Raw genomic sequence first — 16,876 nt, 5'->3', positions numbered from 1 at the left:
CAGCCCCAGGAGTTCTTCATGCAGCCAACCGACGCTTCGCATTCCAACACACCGCAGAACACCAGGACCGTGCTGGTGACGGGGGCCACCGGGTACATCGGCGGGCGGCTGGTGCCCCGCCTCCTTGAGGCCGGCCACACAGTGAAGGTCCTGGTCAGGACGCCGCAGAAAATCGCCGACGTCCCGTGGCACGATGACGTGGAGATCGTGGAAAACAGCCTTTCCGATGCCGATGGACTGACAGAGTCCTTCAGCGGAGTGGAGGTCCTGTATTACCTGGTCCACTCCATGGCGTCCGGCAGCGGATTCGAAGCGAAGGAAGAGGCCATGGCCCGGTTGGTGGCGGATGCCGCTGCTGAGGCGGGAGTGGAGAGGATCGTCTACCTCGGCGGGTTGCACCCGGAGGACACGGAGCTCTCCACCCACATGCGCTCCCGCGAAACCGTGGGAAAGGTGTTCCTGGAATCCCCGGTTGATTCGATCGTGTTCCAGGCAGGCGTTGTGATCGGGTCTGGCTCGGCGTCCTTCGAAATGATCCGGCACCTTGCAGATACTTTGCCGGTGATGCCTGCACCGAGCTGGGTGAACAACAGGATCGAGGCAATCGCCGTCCGCGATGTCCTGCACTACCTGGTGGCCGCCGCCGCGTTGCCCGATCACCTGAACAGGTCCTTCGACATCGGGTCACGGGACGTCCTGAAGTACAAGGAGATGATGAACGAGTACGCGGTGGAACGCGGGCTCCCCCGCCGGCTGGTCATCGCCCTCCCCGTGCCCGCCCCCAAACTGGCAGGGCTGTGGGTGGCGTTGGTGACTCCCATCCCGTGGTCCATGTCCTTGCCCCTGGTCCAATCGCTGCAGCACGATGCCATCTCCCGCGAGCACGATGTGGACCAGTACTTCCCCCAGCCCGACGGCGGCCTGACGTCCTACCGCCGCGCCGTCGCGTTGGCGTTGGGCAAGGAGCGGGACGGGCAGGTGGAGACCACCTGGGCCAACGCCGGAATCGACGCCGATCCCCTGCCCAGCGACCCGGACTGGGCAGGCTACAAGGTGTACGTTGACGAGCGCACGTTCCACAGCGAGGCCAAGCCTGAGAACGTGTGGACCATTATTGAGGGCATCGGAGGCAAGAACGGCTGGTATTCCCTCCCCTTGGCCTGGCGGGTCCGCGGCTGGTTGGACAAGCTGCAGGGCGGAGCGGGGCTGCTGCGTGGACGCCGTCACCCCAAGACCCTGAACACCGGCGAAGTGGTGGACTGGTGGCGAGTGGAGACGATCGACCGCGGGCACCTGCTCCGGCTCCGTGCCGAGATGCGGGCTCCCGGTGGCGCGTGGCTGGAGCTGGGTGTTGAGCCGGACGGAGAGGGCAGCCTGTACAAACAGCGGGCCATTTTCTTCCCGCGAGGGTTGGCCGGACGGCTTTACTGGCTGGGCGTGTACCCGTTCCACGGGTTCATCTTCCCCTCCATGGCCCGCAACATTTCGGCGGCCGCCACGGACCTTCAGGACAGCAAAGCCAAGGGGTCCGGTTCCGGGGTGGTCAGCCAAACACCGTAGGATGTTGGGAGCTAAAAGCTTGACCACCACCATCCACGGAGGACCCATGGCCCTGAGTGCATCCACCACCTTGCCCCATAGCGTTGACCGCGTAGCGGCCGTCTTTGTCGACGAGGATTTCCTGCGCCACACGAGCGAACTCGTGGGCGGTTCCCTGGAATCCTTCACGATCGACGGCGACACTGCCGGCGCGTTCACCACCACCACGGTGCGCACGCTTCCCACCACGCGACTTCCGGAGATCGCGCGGAAGTTCGTTGGCGAAACGTTGACGGTCACCCAGAACGAGCAGTGGGAAGCACCCGCCGCTGACGGCTCACGCGCCAGCACCATTGCGCTGAAGATCCAGGGCGCTCCCCTGGACGTGAAGGCTGTCCAGCGCTTGGTAGCTGAGGGAACCAGCACCCGGATCGAACTCGAAGGCAATGTCACGTCCTCGGTTCCATTCCTGGGCGGCAAGATCGCGGACGCTGCGGAGCCCATGGTCGGCAAGGCCTTGAACATCCAGTCCCAGCAGGCCCAGGCCTGGCTCGAAAGCCACTAGCGTGCAGCTGCCTGTCCTTCTGGCCCTTGTCCTGATCATTGCCGGACTCTGGTCCTTGCTGGTGTGGCCGCAGTTCCTCAAGCGCGTCATGAAGGACCCGCGCGCCCGGGACGCTGCAGGTAAGGCGACCAAGTTCCTGACGGTCCACGTTGTCCTGGTCACCATCTCCATGGTGCTGGGACTCGCGACGGCGGCAATCGGCGTCGCAGGCCTCGTCGCCTGAGTTTTACCCAACTGGGTCGCAGTAGTGCGCGTTTTGACCGTTCATAACGCGCACTACTGCGACCTACTTGGGTAGAATGGTTATTGGTGTGCCGGGAAGTCTGGTCGGCGGTTATTTTGCAGTACCCGCAACTGCCCGCCCACCCTGGAAGGGGCCCCGTGGCCAATCCCCGCACGCCAATCTTCACCCGCTCAAGCTACCCCGAGTACCGCCGCATCCTGTCCATACTCCGGACGGAGACAGTGGGCGGAGGCCTCCTTCTTGCCGCGACAGTGATAGCACTGATCTGGGCGAACTCCCCCGCCGCAGCAGCCTACTTCTCCCTCCGGGACTTCACCATCGGCTACGAGCCATGGCACTTGGAGCTAAGCCTTGGCCATTGGGCTTCCGATGGCCTCCTGGCGGTCTTCTTCTTTCTGGCCGGCTTGGAACTCAAGCGTGAATTTGTTGCCGGTGAGCTCCGCAAGCCTGCCAAGGCGATCGTCCCCGTAGCTGCAGCAGTGGGGGGCGTGGTGGTTCCGGCGCTGATCTACGCAGCGATCAACATGGGCAGCCCGGAAACCCTGCAGGGTTGGGCCATTCCCACTGCAACGGACATCGCTTTTGCCTTGGCCGTCCTGGCCGTCATCAACACCCACCTGCCTGCGGCCCTGCGGACGTTCCTGCTCACCCTGGCCGTGGTGGATGACCTCATCGCGATCGGCATCATCGCCTTCTTCTACTCCTCCGGGCTGCAGCCGGCCATGTTGCTGGCCGCCCTTCTTCCGTTGGGGCTCTTCGCTTTCCTGGTCCAACGGCGCATCCGCAGCTGGTACTTCCTGGTTCCGCTGGCACTGGCCACCTGGGGGTTCATCCACGCCTCCGGCATCCACGCCACCGTGGCCGGAGTGTTGTTGGCCTTCGCAGTTCCCGTAGCCGCCAAAGGAAAAAAGAACGAACCCGCCGAAGGCCTGGCGGAGTACTTTGAACACCGGCTGCGTCCATTCTCCGCCGGTTTCGCCGTGCCGGTCTTCGCCTTCTTCTCCGCAGGAGTTGCCCTGGGTGGAATCACCGGCGTCGGCGCCGCATTGCAGGATCCCGTGGCGGTGGGCATTGTGCTGGCTTTGGTGCTTGGCAAGGCAGTGGGCGTTTACGGAACAACGTTCCTGGTCACCAAGACCACCAGGGCCAGCCTGGACTCCAGCATCGCCTGGATAGACCTGTTCGGCGTGGCACTCCTGGCGGGCATTGGCTTCACGGTTTCGCTGCTGATCGGCGAGCTGAGCTTCGGTGCGGGCTCGGCCCACAACGACCACGCCAAGGTGGCCATCCTGGCGGGTTCCCTGATCGCGGCGCTGCTGGCCGCCGTCGTCCTCAAGGCCCGCAACCGGCGCTACCGCCAGGTGCAGGCAGAGGAAGAACTGGACGACGACGGCGATGGCGTACCGGACGTTTTCAGCCGCACCTAAGCCGGAGCTTTCGGGGGCGGATCGTCAGTTCGTGGTGGGTGTGGCTCCCGGCGTGGTGGCCTGGTTCAAGGCGTCTTCGGCGGCAACCCAGGAGATCATGGCGCACTTGACCCTGGCCGCATAGCGGGCAACGCCCTCGAACGCGGCCGCATCGCCCAGAATCTCCGGGTCCGCCGCCACCTTGCCGCGTGACCGGAGGACCTCACGGAAGTTCTCGATCACAGCCTGCAGTTCGGCCACCGGCATGCCCTCACCCAGCTCAGAGAGAACCGATGCGGACGCCATGGAGATGGAACAGCCCGCACCGTCCCAGCTGATCTGCTGGACGGTGCCGTCTGCCACGGCCAGGCGGAGCGTCACCTCATCACCGCACACGGGGTTCAGCTGGTGGGATTGGCCGGTGGAGGCGCCCGCAGGAGCTGCGGTGTCCGCCAGCCCGCTGCCGTGCCGCTGCTTTGAATGGTCCAGGATGATCTGCTGGTACAACTGGTCGAGACTCATGGTGTTGCTGCCTAACTGCAAAATTCAGTAATAACCGGGAAGTTCAGTGACGCAGGTTCACGCCTGGAAGTAGCCTCGGACGCCTGCCACGGCGTCAAGGAAAGCGTCCACGTCATCAGTGGTGTTGTAGAGGTAGGTGCTGGCGCGCGTAGTAGCGGTCAGGCCGAGACGGCGGTGCAGCGGCTGTGCGCAGTGGTGGCCCACGCGCACGGCAATGCCCCGGTCATCCAGGAACTGTCCGACGTCGTGGGCGTGGACACCGGCAACGTCGAATGCCGCAAGGCCGATGCGCTCCGAACCTGAAGCCGGGCCCACCACCCGGATGCCGTCGATCGCTTCAAGGCCTTTGACAAGCCGCTGGCCCAAGGTGGCCTCCCACGCATGGATGCGGTCAATGCCGGTTTCCGTCAAGTAATTCACGGCCGCAGCCAACGCCACCGCTTGGGAGATCCGTTGTGTTCCGGCCTCAAAGCGCTGCGGCGCAGGCAAGTATTCGGCCTGTTCCATGGTGACGGTGGTGATCATGGAGCCGCCGGTCAGGAATGGCGGGAGGACGTCCAGCAGTTCCTGCTTCCCGTACAGCACGCCGACGCCGGTGGGTGCCAGCATCTTGTGACCGGAGAACACCGCGAAATCCACGTCCAGGGCTTTGACGTCCACGGCCAGGTGGGGCACGGACTGGCAGGCATCCAGGACCACCAGGGCCCCCACACGGCGGGCCATGGCCACCAGTTCGGAGACAGGATTGATGGTGCCCAGAACGTTGGACGCGTGCGTGAAAGCAAGGACGCGGGTCCGCTCCCCCACGATCCCTGCGGCCTCGTCAAGGCGGAGTGCGCCGTCGTCGGTGATCGGGATGTAGCGGAGCGTGGCGCCGGTACGGAAAGCCAGCTCCTGCCACGGGATCAGGTTGGCGTGGTGCTCCATTTCGGTCACCACGATCTCGTCCCCCGGGCCGATGGCCAGATCCTTCAGGGCTGAACTTCCACGGCCCTGCGCAGCCCACAACGCTGCGTTGGACAACGCGTAGCTGATCAGGTTCAGGCCCTCCGTGGCATTGGAGGTCCACACCGTTTCCTCATAGTTGGCACCGATGAAGTCAGCCACGGTCTGGCGGGCATCTTCAAAAACTTCGGTGGCTTCCACGGCCAGGTGGTGGGCGCCACGGTGGACAGCCGCATTCCGCTGCTCGTAAAACTCCTGCTCGGCCTCGATCACGCTAAGCGGGTTTTGCGAGGTGGCGCCGGAATCCAGGTAGACCAGGCGTTTACCGTTCACCAACTGGTCCAGGACCGGGAAATCATTCCGGATCCGCAACACCTCCGCGTTGTCCATGGTGGGCACGGACCGCAGCAGTGAGGCGGGAGTTGAAACGGCAGTCAAGGGGCGCTCCTTGGAAATCCTTCAGGGACTCTCCATTATCCCACGGAGCTCCAAGACTGCCCGTGTGCTTTGCAGCACGTCAGTTTCCTGCCCGACCCGGCACCCAGCCCAGCGGCGGCACCGTTCCACTGTCGAACGCACTGAACAAGCGTTCCACCAATGCCCGGGTGCGGCGGCTGGCTGCGCTGCGGGTCCGGGCCTCGTACCCCCTTGCCGCCCTGGCAAAGCAGACGGCGGCGTGGGAGAACTGCCGTTCCGCAGCAAGGCTCCGGCCCGCCGATTCCAAGCCCCGCGGATCATCACTCAACAACGCGCCGGCAAAGGTAGCCCACGATGCCCCCGCCGCACCATGGATGGACGTTCCAACTCCGGCCAGGCGCCGCTCAAACATCAGGTCGTCCAAGGCCATGCTGTGGGGTTCAAGGGTCATCAGGGACAGCGCCTCCGCTTCGAGCGCGGGCGCGTGTGCGGCACGGAACCTGTCGGCCGCCAGCAGCAACCGCCCGGGGTGGGCCGTTGCCATGTCCTGGGCAGCTGCCAGGAAAACGGAAGCCACAGAGGACAGGAAACCGTCACGGTCATCGTCCCCAGCACCCATCGTGGAGGCCGTTTGTTCCACCAGTTCCAAGGCCCCCTGCGGATTACCGCACAGCGCCTCGGAGTAAGCCAACAATGCCCCGGCCAAGGCGCGCACCGGCGGCAATCCGGCGTCGGACAATTCCGCCAGCACCGGTTCCAGCGTTGCCCGCGCCGCGCGGGCAAAGCCCTGGCTTACCAAGGCGTACCCACGGGCCACCTCCTGGCACATGGCCATGGTGGCAGGCAACGCGTAGGGAGCGGGGCCCTCCAGCAGCGCGTCCAGCCGGTCCCACGCCAGGTTGTACCGCAGGCAGACTGCATGCCGGAGCAGCACGGCCGGGCGCAACATGTCAAGGTCCGGGTGGGCCTCCACTGCGGCCAAGGCAGCAGCGGACCTATCCAGGGCTTCGGTTACCTCACCGGCCAGCAGAAGGTGTTCGGCCTCCATGACCGAGCGCATCAGTTCTTCGAAGGGCCCGGACGAGTCCCCTGACATCACTGCCTCCCGGGCTGCGCCAGGGGTGGCCCCCAGCAGCTGCAGTGCCATCAGGCGGTGGGCGGCGTCAATGCGGACAGCTTCGGACGTTGACTGAGCCAGTGACTGCAATTCCAGCTCCGCTTCCCGTACCTCCCCCTCGGCCACCAGCGCCCGGGCCCTCAGCAACCGCGCCTCGTCCCGGTGTTCAGGTCCTGAAACTGCCGCCGCGGCACGGATGGCCAGTTCCGCCGTCGTTGGCCTGTCAGCCGCTGGTGCCGCGGCCAGGAGAAGTTCGTCGGAAAGCGGCAGGCCGCAGTCCAACGTCCACATCATCCAAGGCAACATGCGCGGTGCTGCCTCGGTGCTGGGGGCTGGTTCCTCCAGGCCCAGGCGCAGTGCGAGGCTCCGGGACCCAGGCACTGAAAGCCGGGTGGCTTCGCCACGCAACCACGAGCTCGAGCGCAGCAATGGTGGCTGGCCGGGCAGCAACCGCACCAGCTGCCTGCCCAGGAGGGCCTGCACGGCCGCCGGTCCGAAATGACGTTCGACGGCGTCCAGGGGCACCGGTTCTGCGAGCGCCACGAGCTCCAAGGCCTGCCGTTCCTCGGCCGCCAACTCCGCGTTGTCGGCGCGGACGTAAGCGACCACCCCCGGCCAGCCGCAGCGCACCCTGAGGTTGATGGTCCAAAAGCCTTCCTTCAGCACCAACAGGCCAGCGTGCCGTGCGTCGTCCAGTGCACGCCACAGCAGACCCACGTTGAAACCACTCATGGCGGCAAGCAAGCTGCTGGCCCGTTGTTGAACCCGGCCGCCAAGCACTTCTTCGCACAGCCGGTGGGCGTCACCGAACGTGAACGGCGGCATCAGGTACTGGTCAAGGAAGCCGTCTTCCCATAGTTCGTAAAGGTCCGTGGGCAAGGGCTTATTGCTGTCCGCGGTGGCAACCAGCGTGGCGCCGAAACCCGGAATCAGCTGCAGCAGGACGGCAAGTGATGCCGGGTCCAGATACTGGATGTCATCCACCAGCAGCACCAGGGGCGGCCTGGACGGTTCCACCTGCCGTTTGGGCCGGCGTCGTGCACCCAACGGCGTGTAGAGGTGCGGTGCCGGCCCCAGCGAGGTGGTCAGGGCCCGGAGGACCTGAAGGCTGCGGGAAACGGCCGCGTCAGTGCCGTGGTCTGGGAAGGAGCCCTTGTCTGGGAAGGAGCCGTGTCCTGCATCGGAGCCTTGTCCTGTCATAGAGCCGAGCGCGCCGTAGCTGGTGGTTTTCAACTCCGGGGTTCCGGTGAAGAGGCGGACGTCCATGGTGTCCGCAAGGCCGGCCTTGATGGCGAGCAGCAGGTGGCTCTTGCCGGATCCGTGATCCCCGCCCACCACTATCCCGTTGACCAGCGGTGAGGCTGCGGAGGAAAGGATGAGGCTGAGCAATTGCCCTTGGCTGCCGGGGCTTGTTGTCCGCAGTCCGGCTGTAACGGTGTCTTCGTCCAGCCAGGGATCCGGCAACATGCGCACTCCATCAGCAGCAGTCCCCGGGTCCGGGAGGGAATGTTTGAGGTCCGCGGTTTCGCGGGGTCCCTGGCCTAGAAGCCGGCGGCGGCTGGGGGGAGAGTCTCGGTCTCAGAAGACTCTGTCGCCGCCGGCTTCGTCCAGGGCCGGACTACCTTGCGGTAGCCGGTGCATCGGCTTTGAGAGACCACCGATGCGGATGATGCGACTTGGAATCCCGGTGATGCTTGGGGCTGAACCGTTATTCCAAGATCAATAGTGCCGGGGTTCAAGAGGCCGTACATCAGTAGTTGGTACTCGAATACTTGGGGCCTTTTCGCCGGGCGGTACTGTGGTGTACTCAGTCCCGGCGCGGGACACTACTTGGTTTCGCCAAACCCGTTCCGAGTATTACTCCACCAAGTGGTTAAATACCGCGGGATCCCGCGCCAAGTAGCGTGGAATCCCGAAAACCGAGTACCCGGGTGCCTGGTCAGGGACCTATGGCATTTCCAAGGTCTTCGCGGCGGCGGATGCCCAATTTCGCGTAGCTGCGGTAGAGATGCCCTTCCACAGTGCGCACCGAAACCATCAGGTTTTCGGCAATCTGACGGTCCGTCAGGCCGGAGACGGCCAATGCCACGATGTCCCGTTCCCGCCGTGTCAAAGGCACTGCCCGGCCGGCTTCAACCTGGGGGTCACGGGCTGAGGCATCACCGAGGTTGGCTTCGCTGACATCACGGAGGGCTGCTGCTTGGCGGGCTTCCGGACGTTTTCCTTGGGCGTCGAACGTGACGGCAGCTTCGTCAAAAGCAGCCGCTGCGGGTCCCGGCATTCCTGCGGCCGCCAGGAAGTTTCCAGCGTTCACCAGGCCCTGGCCATCGCCACCGAGGTGGGCTGCCGCCAGTGATCTCCATGCGGCCGCCCAGTTGCCTTCCATTCCTGCTGCAGTGCCACTGATCCCTGTGGAAGCCAGTGGATCCCCCAGCTCGGCGCGGAGCACCAGGTTTTGCAGCAGGACTCCCGGCCGTTGATACAGGCCCCCTGATTCCGGCAGCTGCTGCAGGGCAGCCAATCCTTTGCCCGGCTCCAGCACCTCCTGGCCGGCAAGCACGTAGAGCCGTGCAAGTGCATCCGCGTAGTTGCCAGCTCCATTGCCGTCCTGGGCAGGGTGCGGTGCCAGCCTGGCAACAGCAGCTGAGTCGCCCGATCTTGCCACAGCGTAGAAGGCCAGGGCGTTGCCCAGGGCGCCCAGGCCCAGCGGGTCCGCTACCTGCAGGGCCTCCACCGCGGGCATCAGCTGGGCGGTGGCCTGCTCCAGCCTGCCTTGCCGCAGCGAGGACAGCCCCTTGAGAACATGGACTCCACCACCGAAGACCACAGGTCCCGCGGCCGAGCCGTCTGCGAAAAGGTCAAGGACGGCATCAGCAGATTCCCAGTCACCAGCCCCCAGGGCCGCCAAGACGTAGCGAAGGGCCACGATGTGCGGGATATGGAGGAGGTCGCCGCCGTGTTGTTCCACCAGCAGCAGGGCTTCGCGGCCTGCCTGCATGGCCTGCGCGGCCACACCGTCCGCCGTCAGCAGCTCGCAGCGCGTTGCCAGTGCAACGATCCGCTCCACGATCGCCTCCGGCCCGGCAGCGTCCACATCGGCCATGAAGCTGTCCAGCTCCGGAGCCAGCTCGCTGTACTTTCCGTTCCGTGCCAGCTGCGTCAGTGTCAACGCCCTGAGGGTCCTCTGGATGCGTCCTGCCAACGGATCGCCATCCTGCACTTCCGCGGCGGCCACCCTTGCGGCGGCTTCGGCCTGGGCCAGGATGCCGGCAGACGGTTCTCCCGCCCTGGTCCTTGCTTCAGCCCACAGCAACCCTGCTCCCAACGGCCCGGATGGGTCGGCGTCGAGGAACCCGGCTCCGTCTTCCAGCAGGCGTGCGGCACCCTGGAAGTCGCCGTCGTTGAAGTGAACCATGGCCGTCACCATGCGTGCCCGCGAGCGCAGTCCATCGGAGCGGACCTTGCGTGCCGCCGCCAGCGCCAAGGCAAAGCGGTGCTGCTTGATGGCCAGGAAGGCTGCCTGCAGCAGCCGCTCATCGTCGACGTCGTCTCCGCAGTCGAGGGCCCACTCCACCATCCGCAGGAAACCCTCCGGCGTGGACGGATCAACGGCAAGCCGGGGCTCCAAACGCTGCCGGACCTGAAGACTTCGCGCGGGTGAGATCAAGTGGCGGAGGGCCTCGCCGTACACGGCGTGCCGCATCTTCACGGGACTGCCGGGGCCGTCTGTTGACACCACCATGCCACTGTCCATCAGGACCCTTACGGCGTCCCGGCCAACGTGGTTATCCAGCACGGCAGCGGGAATCGGTTCGGCCAGGGCAACCACTTGCATGGCTTCACGCTCGGCGTCGCCTGCCCGGAGAATCCTGTTCCTCATGACGTCGGCGAGTCCATCGCCTCCTGCCGGAAGTGGGCGGGTCAGCAACCAGGTACCGTTCCTGCGCACCAGGCTGCCGTCCGCTGTGGCGTCGTCCACGAGGGTACGGAGCAGCAACGGGTTGCCTTCGGTAGCCACGTGCAGAACATCGGTGACCGTGGCCATGACCGGACCACCCAGTGCCTTTTCCGCGAACTCGCCTACTGTGTCCTTCTCCAGCGGGTGCAGTTCCAGCCGCTCAGCCAGTCCGTCGTACCAGAGCTGCAGCAACGCCGGCGGGAGGCCGGGCCGGGGCTTGCTAGTGGCAACCAGGCGCGCCCATCCCGCAGTGACCAGCTCGGCCATGATCTGTGTGCTGCCCTCATCCACGAGGTGGGCATCATCGACCACCAGGAGCAGGCGTGCGCCATTCCCGGCCCTGCGCTTTTCAAACTGCGACCAGAATTCACGGAGGATGGCCACCGGCGAGGTAGCTTGCTCCACCGGCAGGTCCAACAGGTAAGGGGTCAGGACACCGTAGGGCACGGTTGAGAGTGAGGGGCTGCCGTGAACCTGCAGGACCACCATGTCCTTGCCCAGGTCTGCAGCGATCCCTGCGGCCAGTGCAGTCTTGCCCATGCCGGGATCCGCCACGATCAGTACTGCCCCGGTTCCGTCCTGACGCAGTATTTTGGTGGCCAACTCCATCTCGGTGTCACGGCCAACCAGGAACTCAGCTTGCATGGGCATCCGGAGCTGGAGGGACAGGTTTCAGGAGGGAGGCGTCACAGCAGCCCATTGAGCTCGCCTCGAGACGATACACCCAACTTGGTGAACACCTGGTACAGATGGCCTTCGACAGTTCGCACAGACACCCCAATATCCATCGCGATTTCGCGATTGCTGACACCCTTTCCCGCGAGTTTAGCAATCTGCCGCTCACGTTCCGTGAGGACCGGCGCGTCGCTGCGGGGCTGGATGGGCAATGCCGGAACTGAATGCTCCAGGCGTTCCAACCTCAGCTGTGCAGTGCGGGCCGCTGTAGCTTCTCCGGCGTCCCTCGCAAAATCCAGCGCCATGGCTACGCAGCGCGCCTCCACCACCAGCAGTTCCAGGTCTGCGGCGGCATCGGCAGCGTCCAACATGTTCCTGGAACTCTTGTTGCGTGCACCGCGGGCCAGGTCTCCGGAGATCCTGGCCAGGGGTCCTTGGCGGTGGGATGCGATCTCCTCGAGGAGCCGGTACTCCTCATCCGTGCCTTCCACCGTGGCACCAAAAAGACAGATGCCTGCCGTGGTGTACCGCTGGTTTTCAATGTCGTTGCGGACCCGGGCCATGAGCCGCTGCTTGACGTCCCGGTCCCCCATCCAGCGGCCTGCCATCTCGGCGCAGAACTCGCTGACGTACTCGGAAAAGTATGTGCCTGCGCCACGGCTGGTCCTGTAAAGATCCAGGTACCTGCCCGCTTCCACGGCGTTACCCAACTGTGCATAGGCAAACGCCGTGGCGGCGTAACCAACCTTGTTCATGTTCATGGCGGGCCGCAACTCCAGTTGGGCCACCGCGGACCGCAGTGGTTCCACGGCGCTGGCAGGTTTGCCGGCATAGACGAACGCCAGGCCCATGCCCAGTTCAGTGAGGGCCCCGCGGTACTGCAACCGCGAAGACCGCGGCGGGGTCCTGCGGATGAGCTCAATGCACTGCCGCCACCGGCCGGCCAGCAGCAGTGCCAGGAAAGCGTGCCGGGCAAAAGACTCCTGCAATTGGGCGGATCGGCCGTCCTCACCCACCAGCCGGGACACCGTGTGGACCAAGTCCAAGGCATCAAGCTCGCGCCCTGTCATACAGCGGGCCTCGATGAGGAAGAACGACGCCCGCAACCAATGGTCCCGGTCTTCAACCGGGTCCTTGGCCCACTCTTCTTCAAGCTCATCAATGACGTCCGCGTACTCGCCCATGAAACTGCGGTAGTCATAGCTGCACAACTTCAGCCGGTTGAACGCCCTCGTCAGGACTCCGGCGGGGTGGGCTCCAGCCGGCTGGGCTCCGGCCGGCTGGGCTCCGGCCAAAGCCTGCAGCGTTGCCTCGGCGTCGGCTATAACCCCCGGGACCAGTCCGGAACGGCCATCAATCCAGATCATCGCCTGGCACTTGGCAGCCGTGAATTGAGCGAACTCCAGGGGATCCAGGCCTGCTATCAGGGAGTCGTCCACCTCGTCCAAAGCCTGGGCAGCGTGCAACGGCAGGTCCAGCATCAGGTACGCAGCAGCCTTCAGGCTTTGTCCGGACACCCACTGGCTGTCCTTCTGGTCCAGGGACTGTGTGCATTGAATGGCAAAGTTGGGATCGTAATCATCCAGGGCGGCCCTTCCCGCGGCCAGGGCAAGGGCCGGTGATGGCGTGGGCTCATCTTCGGAGGAATGGATCCATGCGGCGTAGCTCAAGAGATCCTCCGGCGCCAGGCCCTCGAGCTCGGGCTCTTTAGGGCCGTGCAGCATGAGCCGCAGTTCCCTCATGCGGCGGGTGTTGAGCCAGCTCCGGACAACCTGCCCAACGTAGGGGTCGCGGAGCGCTACCCAATGGTCTTCACCGCGGTCCACCGTCAGCAGTCCACGCTCTTCCATTTCCACCAGTACATCCGTTCCCACCAGCGCCGCCAAGTCCAGCAGCGTCGCCCGACCGGCACAGGCCAGGATCTCGACGACGGTCCTGCTGTCCTGCGGTTCACGCGCCAACCTGGAGCGCACGAAGTCCTCCACTACCGTGGCGCCTTCCAGCGAAATCCGGTCCCGGAGCGTCCACACGGAATCGTTGAGGACAAGATTGCCTGCATGCCTCTGCTCCTCCAACAAGGCATGCAGCAGCATCGGATTGCCGCCAACCGCTGAGTGCAGGGAAGCCACCAGGGTGGAAGACACGTAGTGGCCCAGCACCGAACCAAGAACCTGTTTGGTCTGGTCCCTGTTGAGGGAATTGAGTTGGACCTCTCCGAGCTGCCCTTCAAGGACCAGCCGGTGGAAGTCGGCAGGGAGATCACTGGCATGCTGGACGGTCGCGATGACTTTGGCGGTGCCTGTTGCCATAAGGTTCAACAGCACACCGGTGCTCATGGGGTCCATGCCGCCGGCGTTGTCCACAATGAAGACAGTCTCCCGGCCCGCGGCCTCGGTCCTGATCATCTTGGTGATGGCGTGCAGGATGCCGGTGGGTGAGCTGACAGCCTCGGAGGGTAAGCGCGCCAGGAGGAAGCCCAGGCAGCCGTACGGCGTCTTTGCGCCTGCCACCGTATTGCGCAGCTGGAGGCTATGGACCTTGGGACCCAAGGAGGAGACAACGGCGCGGGCCACACCGGATTTACCGATCCCCCGTTCCCCTGTAAGGACCACGCCAAAGGATCCCGGGGAATCGAGCAGCTTGCCCGCTTTGGATACGTCCTGGCTGCGGGCCAGCAGCGACCAGGTCTGCCGGTCAGTGGCAGCTCCGCCCACAAGATCGGGAGCCGCAGCCCTCGCTGCGCCTCCCCCACCTCCGTTGAGCAACTCCGCCGACATTCGCATCCTTAGGTACACAACCGCGGCGGTCTCCCGCAACGTTCCTGCGTATTCCTGCACATTACCGTCGGGCGGAGACAGTTAGTAGGTCTGGGGTCACCTGGACGCGTCAGGCTTTAATCAGGCTTTCCTCAAGATAGGCTCAAGCCTTCGCCGGGTGGTGTTTCTGCTGCGCTGCAAGCAGGCCTTGGCTCATGAGCAATTCCACCGCGTCGGCGGCTTCGTCCACAAGGAATGGGAGCTCTTTTTTCTCGGCTGTGGCGAAGTCCCGGAGGACAAAGTCGGCAGTTTCCATCCGTCCGGGTGGCCGCCCCACACCTACCCGCACGCGCAAGTAATCCTTGGTGGCCAGGGCCTTGGAAATATCGCGCAGTCCGTTGTGCCCACCTTCGCCGCCACCAAGTTTTAGCTTAACTGTGTTAAAAGGGATGTCGATTTCGTCATGCACTGCGATCACGTGGTCAGCGGCGATATCGAAAAACTTGCAGAGTGCTCCCACGGGCCCGCCGGAGACGTTCATGTACGTCATGGGCTTGGCCAGGACCACCCTGGGTCCGCCAATGCCCATGCGTCCCTCTACTACCTGGGCACGCGACTTATGGGCCTTGAACTTCCCGCCCACACGGGAAGCGAGCTCATCCAATACCATCTGGCCCACGTTATGACGGTTGTTGCTGTACTCGCTGCCGGGGTTGCCCAAGCCAACAATCAGCCAGGTATCAGTCATGGTCACATCCTAAGGAAGCGGGAGGATAAGGGTGGAGCAGGGCAAAAAAGTGGCCGGATCCCGCGGGGACCCGGCCACTTGAAGGCTGGAGCCTCAAGCAGTCAGAGACTACTCTGCAGCAGCTTCTTCGGAGGACTCTTCCTCTTCTGCAGCTGCTTCTTCAGCAACGCGGACAACCAGGGTCTCGGCGTCGGTCAGCAGAGCGGAACCCTTGGGCAGAACCAGGTCGGAAGCCAGAACGTTCTCGCCGGCCTTGCGGCCTTCGATGTCGACCTCCACCGAGGTGGGAACGTGCGTGGCTTCAACTTCGAGGGACACCGTGGTGGCCTCAAGCGCGGAAACGGCACCCGGAGCAACTTCACCGGTCACGTGGATGGCAACGTCAACGGTGATCTTCTCGCCGGCGCGGACCGTCTGGAGGTCAACGTGCTCGATGATCTGCTTTACGGGATCGCGCTGGATGTCCTTGACGAGCGTGAGGTGCTGCTCGCCGTCGACGTCGATTGCCAGGAGGGCGTTGGAAACGCGGACGGCCAGCGTGGTGGCCTTACCCGGCAGGTTGATGTGGAGGGGCTCGGCGCCGTGGCCGTAGATGACAGCCGGGATCTGGCCGGCCATACGTGCACGGCGGGCGAAACCCTTGCCGAATTCGGTGCGCAGTTCTGCGGTGAGCTTCTGCTCAGACATGTGTACTCCTTGATTACTGTGGCGTCCGATGGGATCCGGACTGGTCTATCAGCAAGGGCGGAGGTCTGGAGACCTTCTACGCCCGGCGTTCACAGGCTGACAACAGCCATCACACCGTACTCGAAGGAGATGCAGACCCAGTCGATAACGGAGACCCGCAACCCGTTCCGCATGTGCGGTCCGGATGTGCTCTCCCTCGCCAAGGTATCCCGGAAATTCTAGCAGCCAACGGGCCCGTTCCTGAAAACGGCCATGAAAAACGGGCCATCCACGCGCCCGGGGGCGGTGGATGGCCCGTGTCGTCAGGTTTTGGTATCAGGCCTTGCCGTCGAACAGGCTGGTGACCGAACCGTCGTCGAACACTTCACGGATGGCGCGCGCGATCAGCGGCGCGATCGACAACACTGTCAGTGACGGGAAGCGCTTCTCAGCCGGGATCGGCAGCGTGTTGGTGACCACCACTTCGCGGGCACCTGAATCTGCCAGGCGCTGCGCGGCGGGATCCGAGAACACTGCGTGGGTGCAGGCGATGATGACGTCCTTTGCGCCGGCGTTCTTCAACACCTGGACAGCGCCGGAGATGGTTCCACCGGTGTCGATCATGTCGTCGATCAGCACACAGGTGCGTCCTTCAACCTGGCCAACAACGGTCTTGGAGACGGCCTGGTTGGGAACTGTCAGGTCGCGGCTCTTGTGGACGAATGCCAGCGGAGCGCCACCAAGACGTTCGGCCCACTGCTCTGCAACACGGACGCGGCCGGTGTCCGGCGAAACAACGGTGATGTTGTCGGCCTCAACCTTGGTGCGGATGTAGTCAGCCAGCAACGGGATGGCCATCAGCTGGTCAACGGGACCGTCAAAGAAGCCCTGGATCTGCGAGGTGTGCAGGTCAACAGACATGATGCGGTCTGCACCGGCGGTCTTGTAGAGATCCGCAACCAGGCGGGCGGAAATCGGCTCGCGGCCGCGGCCCTTCTTGTCCTGGCGGGAGTACGGGTAGAAGGGGGAAACAACCGTGATCCTCTTGGCAGAGGCGCGCTTGAGGGAATCGATCATGATCAACTGCTCCATGAGCCAGTTGTTCAGGGGCGCCGGGTGTGCCTGAATCACAAAGGCATCAGTGCCCCGGACGCTCTCGGCCGAACGGACGTAGATTTCCCCATTGGCGAAGTCGTAGGCGTCGATGGGCAGGAGTTCGGTCTCCAGCTCCTTCGCGATTTCCTGCGCCAGCTCCGGATGCGCCCTTCCGGCGGCGAGAATCAGTTTCTTCTCGCCGTGTGCGGTAATTTCGCTCATG

The 16,876-nt window shown here is 64.3% G+C and carries 12 protein-coding genes; 4 read left to right on the top strand and 8 right to left on the bottom strand.

Features of this window, described 5'->3' with window-relative positions; all coding sequences use genetic code 11:
- Positions 1–18 precede the first annotated feature (18 nt).
- From JOE60_RS05890 to nhaA, 4 genes are all read left to right on the top strand, one after another.
- Positions 19–1,560 (top strand): SDR family oxidoreductase, encoded by a 1,542-nt coding sequence (locus JOE60_RS05890; RefSeq protein ID WP_239528824.1) that lies wholly within the window; start codon positions 19–21, stop codon positions 1,558–1,560.
- A 46-nt stretch (positions 1,561–1,606) separates the two neighbouring features.
- A complete protein-coding gene (locus tag JOE60_RS05885; protein ID WP_167264961.1) occupies positions 1,607–2,104 on the top strand; it encodes a DUF2505 domain-containing protein in 498 nt (165 codons plus the stop codon).
- A gap of 1 nt (position 2,105) precedes the next feature.
- Entirely contained in the window at positions 2,106–2,327 is a 222-nt protein-coding gene (locus JOE60_RS05880) for an SCO4848 family membrane protein (protein ID WP_167264701.1), read from the top strand.
- A gap of 158 nt (positions 2,328–2,485) precedes the next feature.
- The gene (nhaA, locus tag JOE60_RS05875; protein ID WP_336109901.1) at positions 2,486–3,775 is read left to right on the top strand and encodes a Na+/H+ antiporter NhaA; all 1,290 of its coding nucleotides are present in this window, start codon (positions 2,486–2,488) and stop codon (positions 3,773–3,775) included.
- A gap of 24 nt (positions 3,776–3,799) precedes the next feature.
- On the opposite strand, the gene sufU is transcribed toward nhaA, so the two are convergent.
- The 8 genes from sufU to JOE60_RS05835 all read right to left on the bottom strand — a co-directional run bounded on the left by sufU (position 3,800) and on the right by JOE60_RS05835 (position 16,875).
- Entirely contained in the window at positions 3,800–4,276 is a 477-nt protein-coding gene (gene sufU, locus JOE60_RS05870) for a Fe-S cluster assembly sulfur transfer protein SufU (RefSeq protein WP_167264699.1), read from the bottom strand.
- A gap of 57 nt (positions 4,277–4,333) precedes the next feature.
- Complete coding sequence (locus JOE60_RS05865) at positions 4,334–5,659, bottom strand: cysteine desulfurase (RefSeq protein WP_167264698.1); 1,326 nt, start codon at positions 5,657–5,659, stop codon at positions 4,334–4,336.
- A 79-nt stretch (positions 5,660–5,738) separates the two neighbouring features.
- The gene (locus tag JOE60_RS05860; protein WP_167264697.1) at positions 5,739–8,222 is read right to left on the bottom strand and encodes an ATP-binding protein; all 2,484 of its coding nucleotides are present in this window, start codon (positions 8,220–8,222) and stop codon (positions 5,739–5,741) included.
- Positions 8,223–8,694: 472 nt separating this feature from the next.
- Positions 8,695–11,358: a helix-turn-helix transcriptional regulator gene (locus tag JOE60_RS05855; protein ID WP_167264696.1), complete on the bottom strand. Its 2,664-nt coding sequence runs from the start codon at positions 11,356–11,358 to the stop codon at positions 8,695–8,697.
- A 41-nt stretch (positions 11,359–11,399) separates the two neighbouring features.
- The gene (locus JOE60_RS05850; RefSeq protein ID WP_167264695.1) at positions 11,400–14,165 is read right to left on the bottom strand and encodes a helix-turn-helix transcriptional regulator; all 2,766 of its coding nucleotides are present in this window, start codon (positions 14,163–14,165) and stop codon (positions 11,400–11,402) included.
- A 142-nt stretch (positions 14,166–14,307) separates the two neighbouring features.
- Positions 14,308–14,892 (bottom strand): aminoacyl-tRNA hydrolase, encoded by a 585-nt coding sequence (gene pth / locus JOE60_RS05845; protein WP_167264694.1) that lies wholly within the window; start codon positions 14,890–14,892, stop codon positions 14,308–14,310.
- Between the two features lie 108 nt (positions 14,893–15,000).
- Positions 15,001–15,579 (bottom strand): 50S ribosomal protein L25/general stress protein Ctc, encoded by a 579-nt coding sequence (locus JOE60_RS05840; RefSeq protein WP_167264693.1) that lies wholly within the window; start codon positions 15,577–15,579, stop codon positions 15,001–15,003.
- Between the two features lie 315 nt (positions 15,580–15,894).
- Complete coding sequence (locus tag JOE60_RS05835) at positions 15,895–16,875, bottom strand: ribose-phosphate diphosphokinase (protein WP_204814852.1); 981 nt, start codon at positions 16,873–16,875, stop codon at positions 15,895–15,897.
- Position 16,876: the final 1 nt, after the last annotated feature.

This window comes from Paenarthrobacter ilicis, assembly GCF_016907545.1.
Taxonomy (GTDB): Bacteria; Actinomycetota; Actinomycetes; order Actinomycetales; family Micrococcaceae; genus Arthrobacter; species Arthrobacter ilicis.
The sequence above is the reverse complement of the archived record's forward strand: the minus strand, read 5'-3'. Positions and strand labels throughout refer to the sequence as shown.

Excerpts from the sequence above, each read along its gene's own strand:
- JOE60_RS05890 (WP_239528824.1), top strand. The coding sequence starts at position 19 with ATGCAGCCAACCGACGCTTCGCATTCCAACACACCGCAGAACACCAGG.
- JOE60_RS05885 (WP_167264961.1), top strand. The coding sequence starts at position 1,607 with ATGGCCCTGAGTGCATCCACCACCTTGCCCCATAGCGTTGACCGCGTA.
- sufU (WP_167264699.1), bottom strand. The coding sequence starts at position 4,276 with ATGAGTCTCGACCAGTTGTACCAGCAGATCATCCTGGACCATTCAAAG.
- JOE60_RS05860 (WP_167264697.1), bottom strand. The coding sequence starts at position 8,222 with ATGTTGCCGGATCCCTGGCTGGACGAAGACACCGTTACAGCCGGACTG.
- JOE60_RS05855 (WP_167264696.1), bottom strand. The coding sequence starts at position 11,358 with ATGCAAGCTGAGTTCCTGGTTGGCCGTGACACCGAGATGGAGTTGGCC.
- JOE60_RS05850 (WP_167264695.1), bottom strand. The coding sequence starts at position 14,165 with ATGTCGGCGGAGTTGCTCAACGGAGGTGGGGGAGGCGCAGCGAGGGCT.
- pth (WP_167264694.1), bottom strand. The coding sequence starts at position 14,892 with ATGACTGATACCTGGCTGATTGTTGGCTTGGGCAACCCCGGCAGCGAG.
- JOE60_RS05840 (WP_167264693.1), bottom strand. The coding sequence starts at position 15,579 with ATGTCTGAGCAGAAGCTCACCGCAGAACTGCGCACCGAATTCGGCAAG.
- JOE60_RS05835 (WP_204814852.1), bottom strand. The coding sequence starts at position 16,875 with ATGAGCGAAATTACCGCACACGGCGAGAAGAAACTGATTCTCGCCGCC.